The organism is Streptomyces sp. WZ-12 (genome assembly GCF_028898845.1).
Lineage (GTDB): Bacteria > Actinomycetota > Actinomycetes > Streptomycetales > Streptomycetaceae > Streptomyces.
This window is the reverse complement of the sequence record NZ_CP118574.1, coordinates 959,171-981,947: the sequence shown is the minus strand read 5'-3', so window position 1 is coordinate 981,947 and position 22,777 is coordinate 959,171. Positions and strand designations below refer to the sequence as shown.

The following is a 22,777-nucleotide window of genomic DNA, read 5'->3' as shown; positions in this document are numbered from 1 at the left end:
GGTGGGCGGCACCGCCGTTGCCCGGCCCCTCCGCCCCGATGTCGGGGGCGCGGCTCAGCGCATATCGGCCGGGCGTTCCTTGCCGGCGAACGGGAAACGGCGACGGAAGTCGTCGGCGGCGTCCTCAAGGGTGCAGAAGGTGACGCCGTCGTGGCCGCCGGCGTAGTCGATGAACCGTTCCAGCATGAGCAGGACCTGCGGACGTCCGCTGACGTCGGGATGGAGGGTGACGGGGACGACGGCGTAGTCGAGCTCGCGGTGCACCCAGTCGAACTGGTCGCGCCAGGTCTGCTCCAACTCGCGCGGGCTGACGAAGCCGTGACTGTTGTGGGCGTGCTTGTTGAACATCATCGGCGGGAGGTCGTCCACGTACCAGTTGCCGCAGAACTCCACCAGATCGACCTCAGCGCCGTGCACCAGCGGCTTCATCCAGTCCTTGGCGTCCCGCGAGTAGTCGATCTTCGTCCAACTGTCGCCGACACGGGCGTAGAAGGGCGTGAAGTCCCGGTAGTTCTGGCTGTGGTCGTAGGAGAAGCCGTACTTGTGCAGCAGATCCGCGGTGTGCGGGGACATCTCCCACCACGGCGCCACATACCCGCGCGGCCGGCGGCCGGTGTACTCCTCGATCAACTCGACGCACTTGGCCAGGACGTCCTCCTCCTGACGGGGCGTCATCGCGATTGGGTTCTCGTGCGAGTAGCCGTGCGCGCCGACCTCGTGGCCCGCCTCGACGATCATCCGGGTCTGCTCGGGGAAGGTCTCTATCGAGTGACCCGGGACGAACCAACTGGTGCGGATGCCATAGCGCCTGAAGAGCGTCAGCACGCGGGGGATGCCGATCTCGCCGGCGAAGACACCGCGCTGGATGTCGTTGGGGGAGTCCGCGCCGCCGTACGAGCCGAGCCAGCCGGCGACGGCATCGACGTCGACGCCCAGGCAGATCTTGATGTCCTTGGTCATGCGGGGTCCTTTCGGTGGCGGCTTCAACAGCCTCTCTGGGAGGGTGAGTTGAGGAACGATGGACGGACTGGGGTCAGGGGGCGGCGTCGAGGGTGGTGTGGACCCGGGTGGTGGCGGCCGCGAGGGCGGCGGTGTCGTCGGCGGTCCAGTCGCGCCCGGTGAGGCTGTGGACGGACAGCCAGCCGGTCATGGCACCGTCCCGGACGACCGGGCCGAGCATCTGGGCGTGCACGCCGTAGTCGTCGATGAGTGCCTGCGGCGGGCGCGGCAGCGAAGTCGTGCGGTGCGGTGCCGGTGGCGACCTTTCTGGCCGTGAACATACTCACGCCAAGCCTCGATTCGCCTGGTCAGCAGGGGAGTTGCCCGTGCAGCGGGAGCGGATCCTTGTTTGGTATACCAAAGAATGAGGGTGTCCCCGGGCCTCGTCAAGCGTTTGGTATACCGTGAGGCTTCCCGAGCGCGGAGGCGTCGCAGACCTGGAGGGAACATGGACCGGACCGAATCGGACGCGCGGAAGACGGACGCCGCTCCCACCCACTCGTCGTGGCTGCGCGATCAGGTCCTGGACGGGCTGCGCGACCGGATCGCCACCGGGCGGCTCAAGCCCGGGGACCGGCTGGTGGAGCGCGATCTGGCCGAGGACTTCGGGGTCTCCCGCGTCCCGGTCCGCGAGGCGATCCGCATCCTGCTCAACGAGGGCGTCCTGGAGGCCCTTTCGCCGCGCCGCATCGCCGTCAAGGAGATGTCCCGGCGCGACGTGGAGAACCTCTTCGACATGCGCGAGGCGCTGGAGGTGCTGGCCACCCGCCGCGCCGCCGAACGCGCCACCCAGGAGGGGCTCGACGAACTCGCCCGCCTCCTGGAGGACGCCCGCCTGGCCACCCTGACCGGCCGCGCCGAGCGCATCAGCCGGGCCAACCTCGCCTACCACCACCGGATCGTGGAACTCGCCGACAACGAGTTGCTCGGCGCCACACTGGAGTCCCTTGAGGGACGGCTGCGTTGGCTCTTCCAACAGATCGACGACCCGGTCGCCCTGCACGAGGAGCACCGCGCCCTGACCCTCGCCATCGCCTCGCGCGACACCGAGGCGGCGGCCGACGCCTCGCTGCGCCACGTCCGCCACTACCGGGCGGTTGCCCTGCGCCTGCTGTTCGGGGAGGGCGAGGAGTAGGGGAGGCGTGGGCGACGGGGGAGTGCGGGACGAGTCGACGGGTGTGGAGGGGCCGGGGAGTTCGGGGGGGGATGCCGGGTCGACGGCGAGTGTCTGCGCCGCTCCGGCGGCCGCCCGCGGCACAGTTGTGGCATGAGTGCAGACGACAGGCAGACGTTGGCCCAGGGGCGCGTGGCGACCAGGCTTCCGGCACAGGATCTGGCGCGGGCGCGGCGCTTCTACTCCGAGCGGCTCGGACTGGAGCCCGTCGACGAACGGCCCGGTGGGCTGCTCTACCGCTGCGGCGGGACGGAGTTCGTGGTGTTCCGCTCGGCCGGCGCGTCCCCCGGCACCTTCACCCAGATGAGTTGGGAGGTCGACGACCTCGACCGCGTGGTGTCCGAACTCGGGCGGCGCGGGGTGGTGTTCGAGGACGTCGAGCTGCCCGGGATGCTGGGCGGCGGGCGCACGCGGGACGGCATCGCCGAGGTCGAGGGGAACTACCCGAGCAAGGGGGCGCGGGGCGAGCGCGGTGCCTGGTTCCGCGACAGCGAGGGGAACATGCTGGGCATCGGACAGCCGGTCCTCTGAACCGGTGGGTCGTCCCGCCCAGTCACCCGTGGGGCCGCTGTCTTGGTGCGACGCCCCGTCAAGTCACCCCGTCGGGCCGTGCGTTCCCGTCATCAGGGCGGCGAGGTCGTCGGGGGCGAGGAAGGACGGTGGGGGCGGTGGCCCCCACGTCAGCAACCCCTTGGCCCCCTCCAGGACTTCGGGCGTCCACAGCTGGTCGTCGACGATGCAGTCCATGTCGGAGTAGAACTCGCTGAAGTTGCCGGCCGGGTCTTTGAGGTACCAGAAGAAGTTGGAACCGGCGTAGTGCCGGCCCATGCCCCAGACATGCCGTTCGGGGTGGTCCGCCAACAGCGCGGCGGCGCCCCGGCCGACCTCGTCGAGGTCGTCGACCTGCCAGGAGGTGTGGTGCAGGAAGGCGACCGGGGCGGCCAGCACGAGGATGTTGTGGTGGTCGGTGGAGCAGCGCAGGAACACCCCGCGGTCCTTGAGGTAGTCCGACGCCTTGAGGCCGAGCCCGTCACGGAAGAACGCGGTCGTGCCGTCGAAGTCGGCGGTGCCGAGGACCGCATGGCCCAGTTTGCGCGGCCGGACCGGGCCGGTGCGCCGCACGGCGGGGGCTCGGGTGCCGAGGCGCTCGTCGCGGCCGGGGCCGTTGTAGCCGGTGGCCGGCACGGGCGGCTGTGCCAGTCGCCCGGTGACCTCAAGGACGGCGCGCAGGCCGGTCGCCGCGTCGTGGGCGGTCAGGGTGGCGCCCTCGGCGTGACTGGCGATGCCCAGGCGGCGCAGCCGGGAGGCGGCCGAGGCCAGGTCGTCGGGGGTGTCCGCGCCGATCCGGACCTCGACGAGGCGCCGGGTCGGCGCCGGCACGATGCGCAACTGGCGGCCGGCATCCCGGGTGGCGAACCAGCCGTCGCCCTCGGGGGAGAGGCCGAACTCGGCGTAGTAGGCGGCCGTCTCGGCGACGTTGGGGACCCCCATGGTGACGGAGATCAGACGGTGCAGTGCCATGCGCACTCCTCCTACAGGTGCGGCTGGTCAGGCCGTGCGGGCCGACGCGTCCCGCGGCTGCCCCGATCGCGCCGCCGAGCCCACGCCTCGGGCCGGCCGGTGCTACGGGTTGTCATCCAGCCTCACATCGGCGGCGGCGCGGGTAAAGGGGGCCTCGCCGACACCGGCGCGGCGAATCGCGCGGCGGCCGGAGAACGCGTCCATCTGGAGACCGTCCGCCAACTCGCCTGACTGGCCGCCGAGGTGATGAACCGTCTCCTCCTGCGCGGCGGGCCGGGTGACCGCACGCGGTGGTTCCGCCGGCAACGGATGCGGGCCGGCCGAACGCCAGGGGCCGGGTACCGAACCGCCGCCTCCGCCGCGTACGCTCGTCGGTCGGGTGGCGGACGTACGGGGGAGTACACATGGGATACCACCGCAACAACTGGCGCCAGGTCGCCGACCTGGCCGCGCCGTTCATCCCCGGCGGTCGCGAGCTGATGAGCGCCGTGGACGCGGTGCACGGGATCAGCGACAGCGTCGGCCGGGACCGGCTCCACTACGTCCAGGGCGGCCACCCGGTGGTCGAACTGCCCTGGCAGCCGCCCGGCCCGCTCCCCAACCACCAGCGCGCCGACGAGATCGGCCGCCAGGCATGGAACGCGCTGTTCGCCGACGAACAACGCTACGGCGCCCGTTCACTGCTCGACCAGGTCGGCAACCTGCTGGTGCCCCTGCCGCCCACCGAACTCGACCTGGTCATCCGCCGGTTCGGCACCCAGGGCCTGGACCGTTGGGACTCCCTCGCCCACGTCGAGGACGAGCACGGCCGGCCCGCCTATGACTGGCGGCGCCAGCAGGAGCTCTTCACCTGGCTGCTGCGCTCGGTCAGCCCGTACGCCGCGATGCTGATCGGCACCGGCATGCCGTGCAGTCAACCCGACTACGACGCCGGGTGTGACTGCGCGGACCACGGTTGGGTCCTGCCGGAGGGCCCGTTCGCGCAGGTGGACGGCGCCTACGTCACCGAGAACTGGCAGTGGGTCTCGGCCGCGACCGAGGCGATGTCCTGGCAGGACATGGACCAGGGCCGCTTCGGCACCTGCTGGCTGTTGACCAGCATGCAGGCCGTGCTCCAGGCCAACCCGCAGTACGCCCCGCGCCACCTCTGCCTGGAGGCCAACGGCACCGTCACCGTCACCCTCTACGACCAGGGCAGCTCGGTCGCCCTCACCGTGGTGCCGGACCTGCCGTACGGCCACGGTGGCCTCTGGGGCGCCAAGGGCCATACCGCGGACGCCCGTTACGCGGAGACCTGGCCGGGCTACTTCGAGAAGGCCGCCGCCCAACTGTTCGGCAACTATCCCGACATCGCCCGGGGCGGCCCCGTCGACGTCGCGCTCGCCACGCTCACCGGCCGCCAGGTACAGGAACTGGACCTCGCCTCGCCCTGGCTCGCCCGGGAGATCGCCGACCGGAAGGCGCGCGGCCAGGCACTCGTCGCCGCCACCTACGGCACCAGCGACCGCGACCAGATCGCCGGCGGTCGACTGGCCGCCAACCACGCCTACTTCATCAAGGACGCGGACCCGACGGGCGGCCGGATCTGTCTGGGAAACCCGTGGGGCGACGGTGCCACCAGGCAGATGTGGGAGTGCTGGCTGACGCTGCCGGAGGTCGGCTCCCACGTGGCGCTCATCAACGCCGTCGACACCTGGTGACCCCCGCCGGGCGCCCGCACCGGAGCCGACCGCCCGCCCGGCGGACCGCCCTCCCGATCGGGTGCGCGGTCCGCCGCTTCGCCAGGCACCCCGGCCCCACCGCCGGACGACGCCGCTAACGCTGGATCAGCGCGCGGGCCGCCTGGACGATGTGGGACCGGGAAATGCCGGCCGCGTCGAGGAGTTCGCCGGTGGTGCCGGAGCCCGGGAGGTTGGTGACGGCGAGGTGGGTGAAGGCCGGATGGTTGCCGCTGGAGGCGAGCGCCGACAGCACGGCCTCTCCGACGCCGCCCTCGGGGTGGTGGTCCTCGACGACGACGAGCGCGCCGGTGTCCTGGGCGGCCCGGGCGAGGGCGGCGACGTCGAGCGGCTTGATCGAGTACAGGTCGATGACGCGGGCCTGGATGCCGTCGCCGGCGAGGTGTTCGGCGGCCGCCAGGCATTCGTGCAGGGTCACGCCGGCGCCGATCAGGGTGACTTGGTCGTGCTCGCCCTCGCGCAGGGTCTTGGAACCGCCGACCGGGAAGGCTTCGTCGCCGTCGTAGAGGACGGGGTAGCCGCCGCGGGTGGCGCGCAGGTAGGAGATGCCGTCGAGCTCGGCCATGGCGGCGGTCAGGGCGGCCGCGGAGTTGGCGTCGCTGGGGTAGAGGACGGTGGAGCCGTGCACGGCGCGCATCATCGACAGGTCCTCCAGGCCCATTTGGGAGGGCCCGTCGGCGCCGATCTCGACGCCGCAGTGGGTTCCGCACAGCGCCATGGTGATCTGGGAGACGGCGGCCATGCGGATGAAGTCGTGGGCGCGGGTGAGGAAGGCGGCGAAGGTGGTGGCGTAGGGGCGGTAGCCGCGGACGGCCATGCCGACGGCACTGGCGATCATCTGCTGTTCGGCGATGTAGGTCTGGAAGTACCGCTCGGGGTGGACCTTTTCGAAGTCCTCGGCGTGCGTGGAGTTGCCGACCTCGGCGTCCAGGGCGACGACATCGGGGCGGGCGCCGAGGGCGGCCAGGGCGTGCCCGAAGGCGACGCGGGTGGCGACCTTGTCGCCGACGTCGAAGCGGGGCAGTTCCACTGGGCCGGCGTCCGGGACGGGGACGGGCGCGGCGGCGGGCGGCTGGGGGCCGCGCACGCGCAGGTGCCGGACGCCGCCCAGTTCGGCGACGGCCCGGTCGGCCAGGTCCTCGGGCAGTGCCTTGCCGTGCCAACCCTCCTTGTCGGCCACCTCGGAGACGCCGCGGCCCTTGACGGTCCTGGCGATGATGACGGTGGGCGCCCGGCCGTCGGCGGCAGTGGTCAGCGCCTCGTCGATCGCCGGCAGGTCATGCCCGTCGATCACGAGCGCGCGGCAGCCGAACGCCTCGACGCGGCGGGCGTAGGCGGCGGTGTCCCACTCCAACTCGGTGGGGCCGCGCTGTCCCAGGCGGTTGACGTCGATGACGACGGTGAAGTTGGTGAGCTCGTTGTGGCCGGCCTTGTCGAGGGCCTCCCACACCGACCCCTCGGCCATCTCGCTGTCCCCGCACAGCACCCACACCCGGTAGGGCTGCTTGTCCAGGTCCCGCCCGGCCAGCGCGATGCCGACGCCGTAGCCGATGCCCTGGCCCAGCGAGCCGGTGGCCACGTCCACCCAGGGCAGCACGGGGGTGGGGTGGCCCTGGAGGCGGTGGTCGAAGCGGCGGTAGGTCGTCATCAACTCCTCGTCGCTGACCGCGCCGACCGCCTTGAACATCGCGTACAGCAGGGGAGAGGCGTGTCCCTTGGAGAAGACCAGGTGGTCGCCGGCGGGGTTGTCGGGCGCGTCCCAGTCGTAGTGCAGGTGGCGGGTCATCAGGACCGCCATCAGATCGGCCGCGGACAGGCTCGACGTGGGGTGCCCGGAACCCGCCGCGGTGCTGGCGCGCACCGAGTCCACGCGCAGTTGCTGCGCGAGTTCGAAGACCTGGGGCAGGTCGCTTTCGGGCCCGAGCGTGATGGTCTGCGCTGCGGTCATGATGGTGGGGGCCTTTCGTGGACGGTGGGTTGGGGCGCCGGGTGGGGCCGCCGGTTCTCTGGCTGGCCGAGCACCGCCGGGAAGGCTATCCGCCCATTTGTCCGGTAATGGGGAGTGTGGCGGCCGTGGGCGATGCGTTCGAACGCGGCGGCGACCGTCCCGCCCGGGCGCGTGGTCAGGATCACATCGGGGTGCTCCGGGCGGTCGGAATGCCCGGGCCGCCAGTCAGGTTGGCTTCTACACGCAACCCATGCGTGCACCCTTATTGACTGGTATCCACGAGGAGTCCCCGTGACCGTCCCCGCGTCCCCCGCCTCCCGCGCGGCCGAGATCCTGTCCCGCCCCGTCGCGCTCAACGGCCTGACCGTCCCGAACCGCATCGCGATGGCGCCGATGACGCGCATGTTCTCCCCGGACGGCATCGCCGGCGAGGACGTGCGGTCGTACTACGCCCGCCGCGCCGCCGCGGGCGTGGGACTGATCATCACCGAGGGGACCTACGTCGGCCACGAGTCGGCCGGGAACAGCGACCGGGTGCCGCGCTTCCACGGCGACGAGCAGCTCGCCGGCTGGGCGAAGGTCGTCCAGGCCGTCCACGAGGCGGGCGGCACGATCGTGCCGCAACTCTGGCACATCGGCACGGTCCGCAAGGAGGGCGAGCCGCCCTTCGCCGCCGCCCCCTCCGTCAGCCCCTCCGGCCTCCGCGTCGACGGCACCGAGGGCGCCGGCAAGGCGATGACCCAGCGCGACCTGGACGACGTCATCGGCGCCTTCGCCGAGGCCGCCGCGGCCGCCGAGCGCATCGGCTTCGACGGCATCGAACTGCACGGCGCCCACGGCTACCTCATCGACCAGTTCCTCTGGGCCGGCACCAACCGCCGCACCGACGCCTACGGCGGCGACCCGGTGGCCCGCACGAAGTTCGCGGCCGAGATCGTGGCCGCGGTCCGCGAGTCCGTCTCGCCCGACTTCCCGGTGATCTTCCGCTACTCGCAGTGGAAGCAGGAGGTCTACGACGCCAAGCTGGCCGACACCCCGGAGGAGTTGGAGGCGATCCTGACCCCGCTGGCCGCCGCCGGCGTCGACGCCTTCCACGCCTCCACCCGCCGCTACTGGCTCCCCGAGTTCGAGGGCTCGGACCTCAACCTCGCGGGCTGGACCAAGAAGCTCACCGGCCGGCCCACCATCACCGTCGGCTCGGTCGGCCTCGACGGCGACTTCCTCCGCTCCTTCCAGGGCGACGGGGCCCCGGTCCAGGGCATCGACAACCTCCTCGACCGCCTGGAGCGCGACGAGTTCGACCTGGTCGCCGTCGGCCGGGCCCTCCTCCAGGACCCGGAGTGGGCCGCCAAGATCCTGGCCGACCGCTTCGCGGAGCTCAAGCCCTACGACGTGGCCGCGCTCAAGACGCTGAGCTGAGGCGTACGGGCTGACCGGGGCGTCGCGCCAACCGGGCGGCGCCCCACGGCCCTACGGGTGGGTGGGCTCCGGGCCGTCCGGCGCGGCGCCGGCGACCTCCGCGCGGCCCCTCACCACCCGCAGCGTCACCGCGGCCGCAACGCCCGCCACCAGTCCCCAGACCAGCGCGGCCGGGACACCCGCGGCGAAGCCGCTCAGGAGGCGCAGCGGATCGCCGGGCAACTCCACCGCGCCGCGGACCATCCGCAGCAACTCGCCCGCCAGCAGCCCGAGCACGGTCGCGCAGACCCCACCCATCGCCATCGCCGGCACGGTGGCCCGGGTGAGCAGCCCGGGTAGCCGCCGCAGCGCCCACCACACCACGACGAGCAGCAGCACGTCCGCCCCGCGGTCCAACAGCCAGGCACCGAACGCCGCGTTGCCCGGCCCCGACCACGCGCCGAACAGCAGCCACTGGCGCAGCAGATCGCCCGGTTCCGACAACACCCCGACGCTCGGCGAAACCGACTGGAGCGCGGCGGCGACCGACAGCCGGGAGACGACCAGCACGGCCACCGCGACCACCGCGGTCCCGACGGTCGCTGACAGGCGCGCGGCGCGCGTCGGAACGACCTCCCGCGGCAACGGACCGGCCCCGTTGACCGTCAGCCGCGCCACGAGGACGGTCGCCACCGCGACGACCAGCGCGGTCCCCACCAGAACCTCCCGCCCGGAGGCGATCACCCCCGCCAGGTGCGGCAGGAAACGGAAACTGCCGCGGCCCCCTGAGGCGATCCACCACGGCGCGGACACCGTCACCGCCAGCGTTCCGGCCGCCAGGCCCCAGGCCCACAACGCCAACAGCGCCGCCGGCATCCGACCGCGCTCCGGCGGCAGCCTGCGGAGCAGGAACAGCGCCCCCGACGAGAAGAAGACCAGGACCGCGCCGAACCGGATCTGCTGCCCGGTCGCCTCCAGCGCCGTATAGCTCGCACCGTCGGTCCCGACCGCGTCCCCACCCACCATCGCGCTGCCGAACCGAGCCGCGCCGAGCGGGTCGTACGCCCAGGGCAGGAGCCAGCTCCGGAGTTCCGCGACGGTCTGGCCGTCGAGCACACGGGTGGTGCCTGGCAGTTCCAACGCGTGCACGCTCGCCCCCGCCCACCACAACAGCGCCGTGAGCAGTAGCCCACCGGCCACCGCCGGTATCGCCGTACGTCGATACGTCATGAACTGGCCCCCGCGTTGTTCGCGTATGTCTTGAACATTGCCCAGAGGGACATTACGGGACGCCGATCACATACGGATCACGACCGATGCCGACCCGTACCCGCCACGGCAGTGAGGGCGCCGCTCGCCGACACCACCCCTCAACGACCGCTGGACCCGGCCGCGTTCAAGGCCCCCACCTGTGACCTTCCTCCCTCCGCGACCTTCGCCGAGCGGCGGTCGCCGCCGCCCGACGGGTGGTTGACTACGCGACATGAACATCGCGCGAGCGCTCCCGGACGGCAGGCCATGACGGTTGATGACGCGCCCTTGGCGCCCCGTTCCCAGCAGCCCACCGGCGCGGCACCGCCGCTCGACCCCGAACTGAGCGCCGTGCTGGCGGAGTTGGGTGACCGGGTGAGGGCTCCGGTCACCCCGGAGAACCTCGCCGCCAGGCAGCGGCAGGACGCCGCGGCCCGCCCCAGGCCGACCGTCCGGGACCTCCGGGCCGACGGCCGCTTCGAGGTGGCGGAGCTGCGCGTGCCGGGAGCGCCGGGCGACCCGGACCTCACACTGGTCAGCGCGCGGCCCGCCGGGATCGCCGGTCCGCTGCCGGCGCTGTACTACATGCACGGCGGCGGAATGATCAGCGGCAACGCCTGGTCCGTCCTCCCACGGCTGTTGCGCAACGTGGCGCTCCCGCTCGAACTGGCCGTCCTCTCCGTCGAGTACAGGTTGGCGCCGCAGACGCGGTACCCCGGACCGGTGGAGGACTGCTACGCGGGACTTGCCTGGGCCGCCTCGCACGCGACGCGCCTGGGCATCGACGCCCACCGCATCATCGTCGGCGGCAAGAGCGCCGGTGGCGGACTGGCCGCGGCGCTCGCCCTGCTCACCCGCGACCGGGGCGGCCCCACACCGCTCGGCCAGCTCCTCGTCTGCCCGATGCTCGACGACCGCAACGCCACCTACTCCAGTCACCAGATGGCCGGAACCGATCTGTGGGACCGCACCTCCAACGCCACCGCCTGGCAGGCACTGTTGGGCGACCGGTACGGCGCCGCTGACCTCCCGCCCTACGCCGCGCCCGCCCGCGCCACCGACCTGTCCGGGCTGCCCCCGACCTACATCGAGGTCGGATCGGCCGAGACCTTCCGGGACGAGGGCGTGGCCTACGCCAACGCCCTCTGGCGGGCCGGTGGCCAGGCCGAACTGCATGTCTGGCCCGGAGCCTGCCACGGCTACGACACCCTCGCCCCAGGGGCGGCCCTCAGTCGGGACGCCCAGCACGCCCGCACCCGCTGGCTCCGCCGCCTCCTCACCCCCTCCGACGCCAACGGGCCACGCACGTCCCCGTAGTTGGCCGAAGCCCCCCTCAACAGGGCACCCCCGGATACACGAGGATGCCGGTCATTGCTGCGTGTACACCCGTAAATCCATTAAGGAGCTTCCATGGCTGGAAACTTAGGCAAGGGGAGACTTGCGGCCGCGCTCAGTGTGCTCGCCACGACCGCCCTGTTCCTGCCGTCCCCCGCACAGGCCGCGACCGACGGCGGACACCAGGCCGCCCAGGCATCGCTCAACGCCCTCCAGGCAATCGGCGGCCCGGGTGCCGGACTCTACGCCGGGGACCCGTCCGGCTCCTGGAGTCTCACCGCGGGCACCGGCACCACCGACGCCAACCGGCCCGTCCAGCCCACCGACCACTACCGCGTCGGCAGCCAGACCAAGACCTTCACCGCCGTCGCGGTGTTGCAACTGGTGGACGACGGCAAGGTCGATCTCGACACGGCGATCGAGCGGTACCTGCCCGGCGTGGTCGACGGCAACGGCTACGACGGCAACACCATCACCGTCCGCCAACTCCTCCAACACACCAGCGGCATCCCGACCAACGTCCCCAACCCCCGGGCCAATCCGGACGGCACCTACACCCTGGCCGCGCTGGTGCGCGACGGACTGAGCCATCGCCCGGCCTTCCCGCCGGGCACCTCCTTCCAGTACAGCAACACCAACTTCCAGATCCTCGGCATGCTCATCGAGAAGATCACCGGCACGCCGGTGGGCCAGGCGATCAGGAGCCGGATCATCGAACCGCTCGGCCTGACCGACACCCGCTTCCCCGAACCAGGCGACCGCACCCTGGCCGACCCCTACGTACACGGCTACCGCGGCATCCGCGTCGGGCCGTTCTTCTACTGGCAGGACGCCACCACCACCCTGGAGCCGTCGCTCTTCCACAGCGCGGGCGCGATGACCTCCACCGAGCGGGACATGGCCACCTTCTTCCAGGCACTCGTCGACGGCAAGCTCCTCTCCCGGGCCAGCCTGGCGCAGATGGAGACCCCGGGCGCCCACGCCCCGTACGGCCTGGGACTGGACCGACTGCCCCTGCCCTGCGGCGGGGTGGCCTTCGGACACAACGGTGGCGTGCCCGGCTACCTGTCGTTCTCCGCGGCCACCCCCGACGGCCGGCACGTGGCGGTGATGACCAACTCGATGGTCCAACTCAACGCCCAGGCGGCGATCGAGAAGATGACCGCCGCGGCGTCCGCGGCCCTCTGCGAGCACCGCTGACGTTGGCCTACGGGCCGGGGCGCTGAGGGCGGCCCGGCCCCTCGGGCGGCAGCTCCGCCGGGCGCCACAGCCGCACGAGGCGAGGAGTTGCAGACTGGGCACACTGAGATCTCAGTTTGCTCTACGGGGATCTTAGATGTCTTAATGCTGGCAGTGAGCCGCTGCCATGCGGCCGAAAATCCCCGCTACGACCATCAAGGAGTGCAGCGATGACGCTCTTCGAACCGATCACGGGCCGCTATGTCGCGGTCAACGGTGCGCGCACCTACTTCGACGAGGCCGGCGAAGGCGTCCCGATCGTGTGCATTCACCCGGGGGCCACGGACTCCCGGATCTACCGACACCTTCTGCCGTTGCTCGCCGAACGCGGATACCGCGCGATCGCGCCCGATCTTCCCGGGCACTGCCGTTCCTACCCGGCACAGTGGCAGCCGGGGACCTCGATCCACGACCACGCCGAGTTCGTGCACGCGTTTGTGCGCGCCGTGCTGCCTGGAACCTCCCCCTTTGTGCTCGGCGTCTCCGTCGGAGGTCTGACGGCACTGGATCTCGTCGCGCACCACGGAGAGAGCTATCGAGGCGTCATCGCGATGCAGGCAGCGTCGTGGACACCGCTGTCGGCCGAGGCTGCCGCGTTGCTGGCAGGTCGGACCAGTGCGCCCGATGCGGGCTGGACGGATCACCTTGAGTATGCGGCGGTGACCTCGGCGAGCAAGATGCTGACCGCCGAGCAGGAAACCGAGTTGAGGTGGCTTCAGCGCAGCACCTCCCAGCAGGCCGGTCAGTTCGACGGCCAGGCATGGGCCTCCCACGATCTGCGCGGCCGACTCGGCGATGTGCGGTGCCCGGTCCTGCTCGTGCAGGGCACCGACGACTTCTTCGTGCAGGATGAGTTGGTCGATGACACGGTCGCCGAACTGGGCCCGGCGGCGCAGTTGTTGAGGGTGCCTGACATCGGGCATTACCCGCCGCTTGAGAATCCGGAGTGGGTTGCGCGGGTCGCAGACACCTTCGTGAAGCCGTTGACGGCAACGGTGGACTGATCGTCTGCCCTGACCCCCTGTTTCGCCACGCTCGGGCCGACGGGTTCGACTGCGCCCCCGCGAGGTCCGGCGAGAAGACCTGCACCCACCACCTGAGATCCACGAACGTCTCACTGGGATACCAAGTCTCTAGGATGGGTGCGTGAAGTACCTGCCCGCCATCCTCAGCACGGACCACCCCAGCCTGAGCGCCACCGAGCGCGCATATCTCGCGATCAAGCGGCGGATCATCGAGCTCGACCTGGCGCCCGGCGCCCATGTCACCAAGACGGATCTGACGCGGTTGACCGACACCGGCATCATGCCGGTGAGAGAGGCGCTGACCCGGCTGCAGCGCGACGGACTGGTCGAAGCGCTCCCGCGCTCGGGATACCGGATCCTGCCTGTGACCTTGAAGGGGGCGCGTGAACTGTGCGCCTTCCGCCGGCTTCTGGAGACCGAGGCCGCCGCCCTCGCGGCGGAGCGCGGCTGCCCGCAGGATGACCTCGCCCGCATGGAAGAACTTCTCGGCCAGTCCTACGAGCCAGGCGATTCGGAGAGCATCGAGGCATTCCTCCGCGCCGTTCTCGAGTTTGATGCGATCATCGCCGACAACTGCGGTAACGACAGGCTGGCCCGGTCGGTCATCCAGGTCTTCGACGAGTTGGAACGCGTGCTGCGGATCACCTTGGGATCGCTTCCGTTCTCGGCATCAGCCGCGCATCAACGACGTGCGGTCTGGGAAGCGGTCCGTGACCGTGATCCGGTCCTGGCCCGAGCCGCCATGGACGACCGCACGCGAACCTCTCAGCAGCAGATCATCGACGCGCTCACTGCCAGCCCGTCGATCGCCGAGGCCAGCATCACCATCTCCCGATGAGGTGTCTCTCCACTGCCGGACGTGGTGGTGGACCGTCGACCAGGCACCGAACTCCGTCGACACCCCCCCACCATGAACCGCCGGAGCACGCCCTCGAACTGCTGCCGCAGTCGCTCGGGACACGGGCCGTACCCGCCGATCGACAGGTACGGCCCGATGAACTCCCGCTCCGGATGCGTCAGTTGCGCTCGCGTCACCTAACGCGGCCTATCGGACCAGGCCGCGCCACGAAGGGCCGCGAGGTAACTGGCGGGGGTCTTGCCGTGGGCGTTGACCGCGCGAGGCGTGGTCCTGCCGGGCCGTGACCGCGCTGCCCGGCTTCGTGGTGGCTGCTCAGCGAGCACTGCCGAGATTGCGGTCGTCCCCGGCGCCTTCGAGCATGAGCGTGGTCTCCTCGATCCGGCGGAAGCGCCCGTCGGGCGCGAACTCCGCGAAGAGGTAGACCTCCATGCGAACGGTGGCTCCGTCGTTCTTGGTGACGTTCACCGTGTGCCGATCGGCGTACCGGTCCCCGGCTGTGAGTTCGTCGTGCACCTGGACCGAGCCGCCCGCCACGACCTGGCGCAGGTGGGAGATGTGCGCCAGGAACTCCTGCCGATCGTCCCACCGGCCGTCGGTGCGCTGACGGTAGTCAGGGGCGAAGTGGCGGTCGGCTGCCGCCTCCAGGCTCAGCCCCGGGGTGAAGAGCAGATCCGTGAGAGCCGTGCTGATGTCGGTGCGAGACATGGGTCTTCCTTTGGTTGTTGTGGCGGTCGACGCGATGTGCCGAACACGTAATGCGTGCCTGAAGCACGCATCTACAGTAGCGCAAGAAGCGTGCTCCGCGCACGCTAATCTGGAGGGGTGACGAACGGAACCGGAAATGAGATCGCCGACGCGCTGGGACTGCTCCTACGGCGGAGCACCCGCGACCACCTCTACGCACGACTGACCGAGGGCCTGGGAGAGGCGGTCGACGACTTCACCTACCCGGTGCTCAGCGGTCTGGCTCGCGCCGGTGCCTGTAGCGCCGCCGACCTCGGCCGCGAGATCGGACTCGACCGCACCACCGTCACCCGGCGGGCCGACCGGTTGGAGCAAGCCGGCCTACTGCGCCGCGAACCGGACCCCGCGGACGGCCGCGCGACCCTGCTCGCTCTCACCGACGCGGGCCACGGTGCCGTGCGCACCACCAGGCAACGACTGGCCTCCCGCATCGAGGACTCGCTCGCCTCCTGGCCTCGCGAGGATGCCCGCACCTTCGCCCGTTGGCTGCGACGATTCGTCGACGAGGGCCCCTTCACTCCCGGCAACACGCGCGAGGCCGACTGACCGTCACCTCCGCCTGGCGCACCCGCGAAACCCGCACCCGACTCGACGAACCGCTTGGTCGCTCTGCGGGGTTCAGCCTCGCGGTCGAGCCTGAACCGGTGGACCGTCATGGGTGATTCGCGTGCAACTGGGCAACGCTGAGCGGGAGTTCACCGATCCGTACCTGCCGATGGTTGCGGAGAGTTCGTCCGGGCTGAGTTGAGCCAGATCGTGCCTTGGCGGTAGGAGACCGGGCCCGGGACCGGGTCCGTGCCGGGACGGGCCAGCGGCACCCTGCCGAGCCGGCCGGACGCCAACGGCGTTGGGCGGACGGGGTGTTGGACGGCCGCTTCGAGGAGGCCGACTCGGGACAGTTCATCCAGGCCGAGCGGCCGGAGAGCGTCGCGGAGCGGATCGGACGCCTTCTCGACCGTGGGCCGGACGGACGGCCAGGGGCGCCGGCCTGACGCGCCCGCGCCCGCCCGCCGGGTAGCGTGAGGGCGATCGACCGTAGGCGTCACGGGCCGCGTACCGGCAGGCGGGCGGCCCGTTCCACTCATGACGGGGTGGGGGCGTTCGGCCCCGGCCCGGGAGGAGCGCGGCACCATGGACATCGGCATCGGACTCCCCGTTCTGCGCTCCGACCCGGGCCTGTCCATCGTGGACTGGGCCCGGCGCGCCGAGGAACGCGGCTTCGCCTCGCTCGGCTCCACCGACCGCCTGGTCTACGACAACTACGAGCCGCTGACCGCACTGGCCGTCGCCGCCGGAGCCACCACCCGCGTGCGCCTGATCACCACCATCCTGCTCGCCCCGCAGCGCGCAAACCACGCGCTGTTCGCCAAGTCCGCCGCCACGCTGGACCGATTGTCCGGCGGCCGGCTGGTGTTGGGCCTGGCGCCGGGCGCCCGGGAGGACGACTACCGCACGGGCGGCGTCGACTTCCCACGCCGCGGCAGGCTCTTCGACGCCCTGTTGGAAACGGCCACCCGGCAGTGGCAGGACGGCGGGGACATCGGACCGCGGCCGAGCACGCCAGGCGGCCCACCCCTGCTGTTCGGCGGGTTCACCCGACCCACCCTGCGGCGCATGGTCACCCACGGCCAGGGCTGGATCGGCGGGGCGCAGGGCGTGGAGAAATTCCGCTCCCTCGTCCCGGCGGTCCGACAGGCATGGCGGGACGCGGGTCGGGCGGGCGCACCCCGCCTGGTGGGGACCGCCCACTTCGCACTGGGCCTGGACGCGCCGCAACGCCTCCACGACAGCCTTACCAGCTACTACACCTCGGGCACCTTCACCACGGAGAGCATCGAGGCGGGCCTGGCCAGTCCCGAGGCGGTGGCCAACGAGGTCGCCGCCTATGCCGAGTCGGGCTGCGACGAACTCATCCTCTTCCCGCACGGCGGCGGCCTGGAACAGGTGGAGCTGCTGGCGGACGCGGTGGGTTGGTGAGCCGTGGCAATCGGCGGCTCAGCGGCGTAGCGCCCGTCGACGGACGTCGTGCCTTTCAGCGGCGCCGCGCCGGTCAGTGACGTAGCGCTTCGAAGGCGTCCCGTGCCGCGGCCCCGATGGCCAGGTCGATGTCCGGAGCCAGGCTGGCCCGGCGATCGGAGCGGGTGAGCGCGACCATCGCGACCCGGTGGCCGGACTCGGCCTCCACCACGCCGATCTCGTGCCGCAGATGGAGGAATGTCCCCGTCTTGCCGCTGACGTGGAGGGTGTCCGTGCGCAGCTCGCTCGACAGGCGCTGGGTGAAGACCTGAAGGCCCATCATCCGGCGCAGTTCGGCGGTCGCGTCGGGGTGCGCGATCTCGTCCCGCCATACGCGTTGCAGCAGGTCGGCGAGGGCCGTGGCGGTGCCCAGGTTGGCGTGGGCCGGATCGAGGGTCTCGATGGTGTGGTGGCCCGAGCGGTCGTCGCGGATGGCCAGTTCCAGGGCGAGGGAGAAGTCGTTGCCGGCGGCGCCGGCGGCGCACTCGTACATGCGGTTGAGCCGGTGCCGGACATGGATGTCCGCACACCCCCAGGCACGCAGCCGGGCGTCGACGTCCGCCACCGGCACCAGCCCGAACAACGCGTCGGCGCTGGCGCTGTCGCTCACCGACAGCATCATGAACAACAGGTCGCCGACGGCCGCGGTGACCGGGTGCCGGAACGCCGCCAGGCCGGTGGGCCCGACGCTGCTGGTGGTCGGATCGATGGTGAGCGGCCGGGCCGCGTCGAGTTCCCCGGTCGCGATCCGGTCCAGGGCCACCAGGGCCAGCGGCACCTTGACCACCGAGGCGAGCGGCACCGGCGCGTCGACGTCGAAGCCGAGATGCGCGCCGGTGTCGATGTCCCGGGCCAGGAACGACCCGCGGACGCCCAGGCTTTCCCAGTCCGCGGCGATCGCCTCGGCGACGTCGCGGAGCCAACCACCGCTGGCGACGCACGCCGCCCGCTCCACCGCGTCGGCGCTCATCCGCGCGCCGCCAGGAGCGCCGGGGCGTGCTCGCCCACCGCCGTGGTGCGCACCCCGGCCGGGCCGGGCGGCGCGGCGCCGACCGCGTCCGCCAACTGCGCGACCAGCCAGCCGGGCACCTCGGCGGCATCCGCCCGCCGCCGTGCGGCCCCCGGATCGTAGCCGCGGTGCAGCGACGCATCGCCCAACGGCGCCCACTCCGCGCCGTGTTGACGCGCGAACGGTTCGGTGCACAGCAGCGTCGCCCGCCCGGCGAGCGTCTCGGCCAGCGCGGTCGCCAGCGATCCGGCCGGGCGGATCAACCCCTCCGGCAGCCCGGCCCGCGCGGCCGCCCGACCCAACCGGTCCCGTAGGTAGGGGACGTGATCCTCCGCCGTGGTGAGGATCGGCACCGAGGCCGGTCGTTCGCCCGCAGCGCGACGGTCGCGCGCGGGGCGCAGGTCCTCCAGGTGGATCACCCGCCGACGGGCCTGAACCCCAGCCGCTGCCTGGCCGGGGATGGGCCCCGCCAAGGCACCCGAAGACGCACCCGACGACGCATCCGACGGCGGTGCGGAGGCCAGGCCGAGCGGCACCCGAAGGGCCGCGTTCCCCGGGGGAACCCGCAACAGCGCGTACGCCAGGGTCCCGTCGGCCAGGCCCGACACCCGCTCGTCCGGCGGGAGTTCGTGGACACCGAGCGGAAGGTCGTGCTCGGTGCCGGCGCGGATGACCCGCGCCAGGGCCGCCGGTCCGCAGTCCGCGGGCACGCCGACCGCGCGGATCGCCGACCGCGTGGCCGACCGGGCGACCTGCTGCAGTCGTTGCGCCCGGTCCAGCACGTCCTTGGCGTACGGCAGCAGGAGCAGGCCGAAGTCGGTGACGGCGACCTGCCGCCGCGAGCGGTCGAACAGCAGGTCGCCGAAGTGGGTCTCCAACGTCTTGATGCGACGGCTCAGGAGCGGTTGGGCGATGCCGAGCCGGTCGGCCGCGCGCGAGAAGCTGGCCTCGTCGACGGCCGCCACATACGCCTCAAGGTGTGCGAGCAGGTCCATCCAGCAGTCATATCAATATGTTCTGAGGCGTTCAATATTCACTCTTGGACATGAGCGGTGGGTGACTGTTTCGCTGACTCCCGTCACAGTCGGTCCGGGCACGCTCGCCGGGCCGGCCCGCCTGACGACGACGATCACGGGAGAACTCTGCGCATGTCCAACGCCACCCCTCTGCCCCGCCGCGGCCTCCTCAAGGCCGGCCTCGCGGCGTCCGCCGCCGTCCTCGCCACCACCGCCACCGCCTCCGCCGCACCCGCGACGGCCGCCTCGGCAACCACCGCACCAGGCAGTCAACTGCCAGGCACCACCCGCGAATTGCGTGCGCTTGAGCGCAAGTACGGCGCACGCCTGGGCGTGTACGCCCGCAACATCAGCACCGGACAGGCCGTGTCCCACCGGGCGCAGGAGCGGTTCGCCATGTGCTCGACGTTCAAGGCGTTCGCCGCGGCGGCGGTGCTGCGCGATCACGGCCACTGCGCCCCGTTGGACAAGATGATCCACTACCCGCCGGCCGACATCCTGCCGCACTCCCCGATCACCGAACAGCACGTCGACACCGGCATGACGGTCGGCGACCTGTGCGCGGCAACGATCCGGTACAGCGACAACGCGGCCGGCAACCTCCTGCTCCGCCAACTCGGCGGCCCGCCCGGCCTCACCCGGTTCTTCCGCTCGCTGGGCGACCCGACGAGCCGCCTGGACCGTTGGGAACCCGAGCTCAACACCGCCATTCCCGGCGACCTCCGCGACACCACCACACCGGAGGCGTACGGCAACGGCTTCGCGCGCCTGGCCGTGGGCCGGGCCCTGAACGACGCCCAACGCGACCGGTTCATCGGCTGGTTGAAGGGCAACACCACCGGCGACGAGCGGATCCGCGCCGGAGTGCCGGACGGCTGGGTCGTCGCGGACAAGACGGGCACCGGCTCCTACGGGGTCGCCAACGACATCGGCGTAGTCTGGACGACGAAGCGGACGCCCCTGGTGCTGATCGTGCTGACGTCGAAGACCACTCAGGACGCACCGCCGAGCGACGGGCTGATCGCCGACGCGGCGCGCATCCTCGCCCGAACCCTCGCCCCGGGCGAGTAGCGCCCCGGCCCTGCACACGAACCCTGCTGACGGCCGCGGCCCGCCCCGCCACCCGCCGGATGCGGTGGGTGGCGGGGCGGCGAGCGGTGACGTGCGCGCGCCCGCCTGGCAGCCCGCCCTACCCGCGACGGGCGTCGCGCATGCCACGGTGCTACATGTGGCAACCGCCCGCGGGCAGTTCCGCGATCGCCGAGCGGGCGGCGTGCGGGATGCCCCAGTGAGTGTGGGCGAGGTGGGCCGCCAGTCTTGCCTGGCGGTGCTCCTCTTCGCCCCAGCCGTGGACTCGGTGGGGCGTTGAGTGCGCGGAAGGCGAGCCGCGGGCGGGGCGGGGCGCCCGGTTTGGCGTACGGGTCTCGGTCACGGGGAGAGCTCCTTGGTGTCGGTGCCTTCGTCGGTGCCGGATGTGACCTGGTACGACAGCAGTTGCTGGAACAGGCCAGGTTCGTGGGCGAGTTGCTGGTAGGTGCCCTCCTGCACGACGTTGCCCTCGTCGAGGACCACGATCCGGTCGGCCACGGCCACGTTGGTGATGCGGTGGGTCACCAGCAGCACCACGCGGTCCTGCGCCAGGTCCCGCAGCCGTTGGAAGATGCGGTACTCGGCCCGGGGGTCCAGGTTGGCGGTCGGCTCGTCCAGTACCAACAAGCCTGCCTGGCGGAAGAACGCCCGCCCGAGGGCGATGCGTTGCCACTGGCCGCCACTGAGCTCCTCCCCGTTGAGCCACTCGCGGGCCAGGAGGGTGTCCAGGCCGGCTCCCAGCTTGTCGACGACCTCGTCGGCTCCGGCGGCCGCGCACGCCTCGCGCACCGCGACGTCGCCGCGGGGCGAGGGCTGCCCGAGGGTGATGTTCTCCCGGACCGTCAGCGGCCAGTGCGCGTAGTCCTGTGGCACCAGGGCGACTTGTTGCCACAGGGCCTGCGGGTCGGCGTCGCCGGTGGGGACGCCGTCCCACAGCACCTGACCTTCTGTCGGCAAGTACAGACCGCTGGCCAGCTTCGACAGCGTTGACTTGCCCGATCCGTTGAAGCCGACCAGGGCGGTGACCTCGCCCCGGCGCAGGGTGAGCGAGACGCCGGACAGCGCGTCGCGGCCCTTGCCGGCGTAGCGGTGGGAGACGGCCCTGAGCTCGATCTCCCGTGGCGGCCGGGGCCGGACCGCGCCGCGGGACATGCGGAACCCGCCCGCCTTGTCCAAGAAGCCGCTCCAGTCATCCATGTACAGGCCCGTGCGCACGGCACGTGCCCCGATGGCGACCAGTCCGCGGACCGACTGTCCCACCGTCTGGAGGGCGAAGACCGCCGTCCCCGCGTGCCCTACGCTGATGTGCCCGGTCGCGAGCAGCCACACAACTGCCGCCCACACCAGGGCCGATCCCAGGCCGCCGCAGAGCGAGCCGGTCAGGGACATGCGGGCGCTCTTGTCGGCCGCGGCCCGGTCCTCGCGGTTGATCCGGGCGACCGTCTGCCGGTACCGGTCGGACAGGAAGCCGGCCATGGTGCCGGCACGGATCTGGTCGGCGGCCTCCCGCGTGAAGATGTGCCACCGCAGCACCGACAGCATGCGGGCATCGCCGTTGCTGCGCAGGTTGGCCAGGTACCGCACCCGCGCGGCGCTGACCTGCGCCACGGCCTGCGGCAGACTGGCCGCCACCAGGAGCGGCAGCAGCGCCCAGTGCACCCCGGCCAGCACGACCGCCCCGGCGAGGAACGACGCCGCCGAGGCGATCAGGTCCTGCCCCTCGTTGATCAGGTCCCCGGTGACCTGCGCCCCGCGGTCGGCGGCCTCCCGGTCGCGGTTGAAGTCGGGCTCGTCGTAGGCGGACAGCTCCACCTCCGCGCAGCCGGTGAGCAGCATCTGCTCGGCCTCGCGCGACATCAGCGGGCCGAGCCGGGAGGAGAGCCAGGTGACGGTGATCCCCAACAGCGCACGCACTCCGGCAGCACCGGCGAGGAGGACCACCGACGGCCAGGCATGCAGCAGTCGTTGGTAGATGTCCCCGCTGGTCAACAGCGCGGTCAGGGTGCCGCTGATCGCGACCAGTCCCAGGGCCTGCATCACACCGGTGGCTCCTTGGCACAGCAGCAGCCCGACGGTCGCCGCGCGGTCGACCCGCCAGGCGAGCGCCAACGACCGGCGCACCAACTGCGGTAGCCGTTTGGCCATGTCGCTCATCCGGATGGCGCGGCCGGCCGCCTCCCGACTGCCGGTCAGGTCCACGTACCGCATCTCCGCCCCCGAACCTGCCGTCACCGCAGCGGTGTTGGGCGGAGCGGCGACATGAGGTCGGTTGCCTGACGCGCCGTTGGCGGGGCTCGACGGCGGCGAAGTGGTGCGCGGCTTGGGGACGTTGCCGGTGGACGGGTCGGTGGGTTCGCTCATGCCGACCACCCCGTATCCGGCAGTGCCGAGCGGAACGCGCCGGCGGCGCGATGG

At 71.8% G+C, this 22,777-nt stretch carries 21 protein-coding genes; 12 read left to right on the top strand and 9 right to left on the bottom strand.

What is annotated here, in order from left to right; all coding sequences use genetic code 11:
* Positions 1-54 precede the first annotated feature (54 nt).
* A complete protein-coding gene (locus PV796_RS03930) occupies positions 55-960 on the bottom strand; it encodes a polysaccharide deacetylase family protein (RefSeq protein WP_274911452.1) in 906 nt (301 codons plus the stop codon).
* 73 nt (positions 961-1,033) lie between these two features.
* On the bottom strand, positions 1,034-1,192 hold the full coding sequence (locus PV796_RS03925; protein WP_274911450.1) for a hypothetical protein: 159 nt from the start codon (positions 1,190-1,192) through the stop codon (positions 1,034-1,036).
* Positions 1,193-1,447: 255 nt separating this feature from the next.
* Between PV796_RS03925 and PV796_RS03920 the strand changes: the two genes are divergently transcribed.
* A complete protein-coding gene (locus tag PV796_RS03920; protein ID WP_274911449.1) occupies positions 1,448-2,134 on the top strand; it encodes a GntR family transcriptional regulator in 687 nt (228 codons plus the stop codon).
* Between the two features lie 132 nt (positions 2,135-2,266).
* Positions 2,267-2,704 carry a VOC family protein gene (locus tag PV796_RS03915; RefSeq protein WP_274911448.1) on the top strand — a complete coding sequence of 146 codons (438 nt, stop codon included), beginning with the start codon at positions 2,267-2,269 and terminating at the stop codon, positions 2,702-2,704.
* Between the two features lie 63 nt (positions 2,705-2,767).
* Here PV796_RS03915 and PV796_RS03910 read toward each other — a convergent pair whose 3' ends face one another.
* The gene (locus tag PV796_RS03910; protein ID WP_274911447.1) at positions 2,768-3,694 is read right to left on the bottom strand and encodes a VOC family protein; all 927 of its coding nucleotides are present in this window, start codon (positions 3,692-3,694) and stop codon (positions 2,768-2,770) included.
* A 404-nt stretch (positions 3,695-4,098) separates the two neighbouring features.
* On the opposite strand from PV796_RS03910, the gene PV796_RS03905 reads away from it, so the two are divergent.
* Entirely contained in the window at positions 4,099-5,394 is a 1,296-nt protein-coding gene (locus PV796_RS03905; protein WP_274911446.1) for a C2 family cysteine protease, read from the top strand.
* A 115-nt stretch (positions 5,395-5,509) separates the two neighbouring features.
* Here PV796_RS03905 and PV796_RS03900 read toward each other — a convergent pair whose 3' ends face one another.
* Positions 5,510-7,381 (bottom strand): transketolase, encoded by a 1,872-nt coding sequence (locus PV796_RS03900; protein ID WP_274911444.1) that lies wholly within the window; start codon positions 7,379-7,381, stop codon positions 5,510-5,512.
* Positions 7,382-7,672: 291 nt separating this feature from the next.
* Here PV796_RS03900 and PV796_RS03895 point away from each other — a divergent pair, with 291 nt between their 5' ends.
* Entirely contained in the window at positions 7,673-8,800 is a 1,128-nt protein-coding gene (locus PV796_RS03895; protein ID WP_274911443.1) for an NADH:flavin oxidoreductase, read from the top strand.
* Between the two features lie 51 nt (positions 8,801-8,851).
* Here PV796_RS03895 and PV796_RS03890 read toward each other — a convergent pair whose 3' ends face one another.
* Complete coding sequence (locus PV796_RS03890; protein ID WP_274911442.1) at positions 8,852-10,009, bottom strand: hypothetical protein; 1,158 nt, start codon at positions 10,007-10,009, stop codon at positions 8,852-8,854.
* A gap of 288 nt (positions 10,010-10,297) precedes the next feature.
* Here PV796_RS03890 and PV796_RS03885 point away from each other — a divergent pair, with 288 nt between their 5' ends.
* From PV796_RS03885 to PV796_RS03870, 4 genes are all read left to right on the top strand, one after another.
* A complete protein-coding gene (locus tag PV796_RS03885) occupies positions 10,298-11,347 on the top strand; it encodes an alpha/beta hydrolase (protein ID WP_274911441.1) in 1,050 nt (349 codons plus the stop codon).
* 93 nt (positions 11,348-11,440) lie between these two features.
* Positions 11,441-12,565 carry a serine hydrolase domain-containing protein gene (locus PV796_RS03880; protein WP_274911440.1) on the top strand — a complete coding sequence of 375 codons (1,125 nt, stop codon included), beginning with the start codon at positions 11,441-11,443 and terminating at the stop codon, positions 12,563-12,565.
* Positions 12,566-12,774: 209 nt separating this feature from the next.
* Entirely contained in the window at positions 12,775-13,608 is an 834-nt protein-coding gene (locus PV796_RS03875; protein ID WP_274911439.1) for an alpha/beta fold hydrolase, read from the top strand.
* 142 nt (positions 13,609-13,750) lie between these two features.
* Positions 13,751-14,467, top strand: a complete 717-nt coding sequence (locus PV796_RS03870; protein ID WP_274911438.1) for a GntR family transcriptional regulator — start codon at positions 13,751-13,753, stop codon at positions 14,465-14,467.
* A gap of 333 nt (positions 14,468-14,800) precedes the next feature.
* On the opposite strand, the gene PV796_RS03865 is transcribed toward PV796_RS03870, so the two are convergent.
* Complete coding sequence (locus PV796_RS03865; protein WP_274911437.1) at positions 14,801-15,193, bottom strand: nuclear transport factor 2 family protein; 393 nt, start codon at positions 15,191-15,193, stop codon at positions 14,801-14,803.
* 117 nt (positions 15,194-15,310) lie between these two features.
* Here PV796_RS03865 and PV796_RS03860 point away from each other — a divergent pair, with 117 nt between their 5' ends.
* From PV796_RS03860 to PV796_RS03850, 3 genes are all read left to right on the top strand, one after another.
* Positions 15,311-15,778 carry a MarR family winged helix-turn-helix transcriptional regulator gene (locus PV796_RS03860; protein ID WP_274911435.1) on the top strand — a complete coding sequence of 156 codons (468 nt, stop codon included), beginning with the start codon at positions 15,311-15,313 and terminating at the stop codon, positions 15,776-15,778.
* 215 nt (positions 15,779-15,993) lie between these two features.
* Positions 15,994-16,224 carry a hypothetical protein gene (locus PV796_RS03855; RefSeq protein ID WP_274911434.1) on the top strand — a complete coding sequence of 77 codons (231 nt, stop codon included), beginning with the start codon at positions 15,994-15,996 and terminating at the stop codon, positions 16,222-16,224.
* Between the two features lie 139 nt (positions 16,225-16,363).
* The gene (locus tag PV796_RS03850) at positions 16,364-17,209 is read left to right on the top strand and encodes an LLM class flavin-dependent oxidoreductase (protein WP_274911432.1); all 846 of its coding nucleotides are present in this window, start codon (positions 16,364-16,366) and stop codon (positions 17,207-17,209) included.
* A 73-nt stretch (positions 17,210-17,282) separates the two neighbouring features.
* On the opposite strand, the gene PV796_RS03845 is transcribed toward PV796_RS03850, so the two are convergent.
* The gene (locus PV796_RS03845) at positions 17,283-18,218 is read right to left on the bottom strand and encodes a serine hydrolase (RefSeq protein ID WP_274911431.1); all 936 of its coding nucleotides are present in this window, start codon (positions 18,216-18,218) and stop codon (positions 17,283-17,285) included.
* Complete coding sequence (locus PV796_RS03840) at positions 18,215-19,252, bottom strand: LysR family transcriptional regulator (protein WP_274911430.1); 1,038 nt, start codon at positions 19,250-19,252, stop codon at positions 18,215-18,217. Before PV796_RS03840 ends, PV796_RS03845 begins: the two co-directional genes overlap by 4 nt.
* 153 nt (positions 19,253-19,405) lie before the next feature.
* Here PV796_RS03840 and bla point away from each other — a divergent pair, with 153 nt between their 5' ends.
* Positions 19,406-20,344 carry a class A beta-lactamase gene (gene bla / locus PV796_RS03835; protein ID WP_274911429.1) on the top strand — a complete coding sequence of 313 codons (939 nt, stop codon included), beginning with the start codon at positions 19,406-19,408 and terminating at the stop codon, positions 20,342-20,344.
* A gap of 357 nt (positions 20,345-20,701) precedes the next feature.
* On the opposite strand, the gene PV796_RS03830 is transcribed toward bla, so the two are convergent.
* Positions 20,702-22,570, bottom strand: coding sequence for an ABC transporter ATP-binding protein (locus PV796_RS03830; RefSeq protein WP_274918855.1), 1,869 nt, complete (start codon positions 22,568-22,570; stop codon positions 20,702-20,704).
* Positions 22,571-22,777: the final 207 nt, after the last annotated feature.

Bases quoted from the DNA above. Each gene is read 5' to 3' on its own strand.
- PV796_RS03930 (WP_274911452.1), bottom strand. From the start codon at position 960: ATGACCAAGGACATCAAGATCTGCCTGGGCGTCGACGTCGATGCCGTC.
- PV796_RS03920 (WP_274911449.1), top strand. From the start codon at position 1,448: ATGGACCGGACCGAATCGGACGCGCGGAAGACGGACGCCGCTCCCACC.
- PV796_RS03915 (WP_274911448.1), top strand. From the start codon at position 2,267: ATGAGTGCAGACGACAGGCAGACGTTGGCCCAGGGGCGCGTGGCGACC.
- PV796_RS03910 (WP_274911447.1), bottom strand. From the start codon at position 3,694: ATGGCACTGCACCGTCTGATCTCCGTCACCATGGGGGTCCCCAACGTC.
- PV796_RS03905 (WP_274911446.1), top strand. From the start codon at position 4,099: ATGGGATACCACCGCAACAACTGGCGCCAGGTCGCCGACCTGGCCGCG.
- PV796_RS03900 (WP_274911444.1), bottom strand. From the start codon at position 7,381: ATGACCGCAGCGCAGACCATCACGCTCGGGCCCGAAAGCGACCTGCCC.
- PV796_RS03890 (WP_274911442.1), bottom strand. From the start codon at position 10,009: ATGACGTATCGACGTACGGCGATACCGGCGGTGGCCGGTGGGCTACTG.
- PV796_RS03885 (WP_274911441.1), top strand. From the start codon at position 10,298: ATGACGGTTGATGACGCGCCCTTGGCGCCCCGTTCCCAGCAGCCCACC.
- PV796_RS03880 (WP_274911440.1), top strand. From the start codon at position 11,441: ATGGCTGGAAACTTAGGCAAGGGGAGACTTGCGGCCGCGCTCAGTGTG.
- PV796_RS03875 (WP_274911439.1), top strand. From the start codon at position 12,775: ATGACGCTCTTCGAACCGATCACGGGCCGCTATGTCGCGGTCAACGGT.
- PV796_RS03865 (WP_274911437.1), bottom strand. From the start codon at position 15,193: ATGTCTCGCACCGACATCAGCACGGCTCTCACGGATCTGCTCTTCACC.
- PV796_RS03850 (WP_274911432.1), top strand. From the start codon at position 16,364: ATGGACATCGGCATCGGACTCCCCGTTCTGCGCTCCGACCCGGGCCTG.
- PV796_RS03845 (WP_274911431.1), bottom strand. From the start codon at position 18,218: ATGAGCGCCGACGCGGTGGAGCGGGCGGCGTGCGTCGCCAGCGGTGGT.
- PV796_RS03840 (WP_274911430.1), bottom strand. From the start codon at position 19,252: ATGGACCTGCTCGCACACCTTGAGGCGTATGTGGCGGCCGTCGACGAG.
- bla (WP_274911429.1), top strand. From the start codon at position 19,406: ATGTCCAACGCCACCCCTCTGCCCCGCCGCGGCCTCCTCAAGGCCGGC.
- PV796_RS03830 (WP_274918855.1), bottom strand. From the start codon at position 22,570: ATGCGGTACGTGGACCTGACCGGCAGTCGGGAGGCGGCCGGCCGCGCC.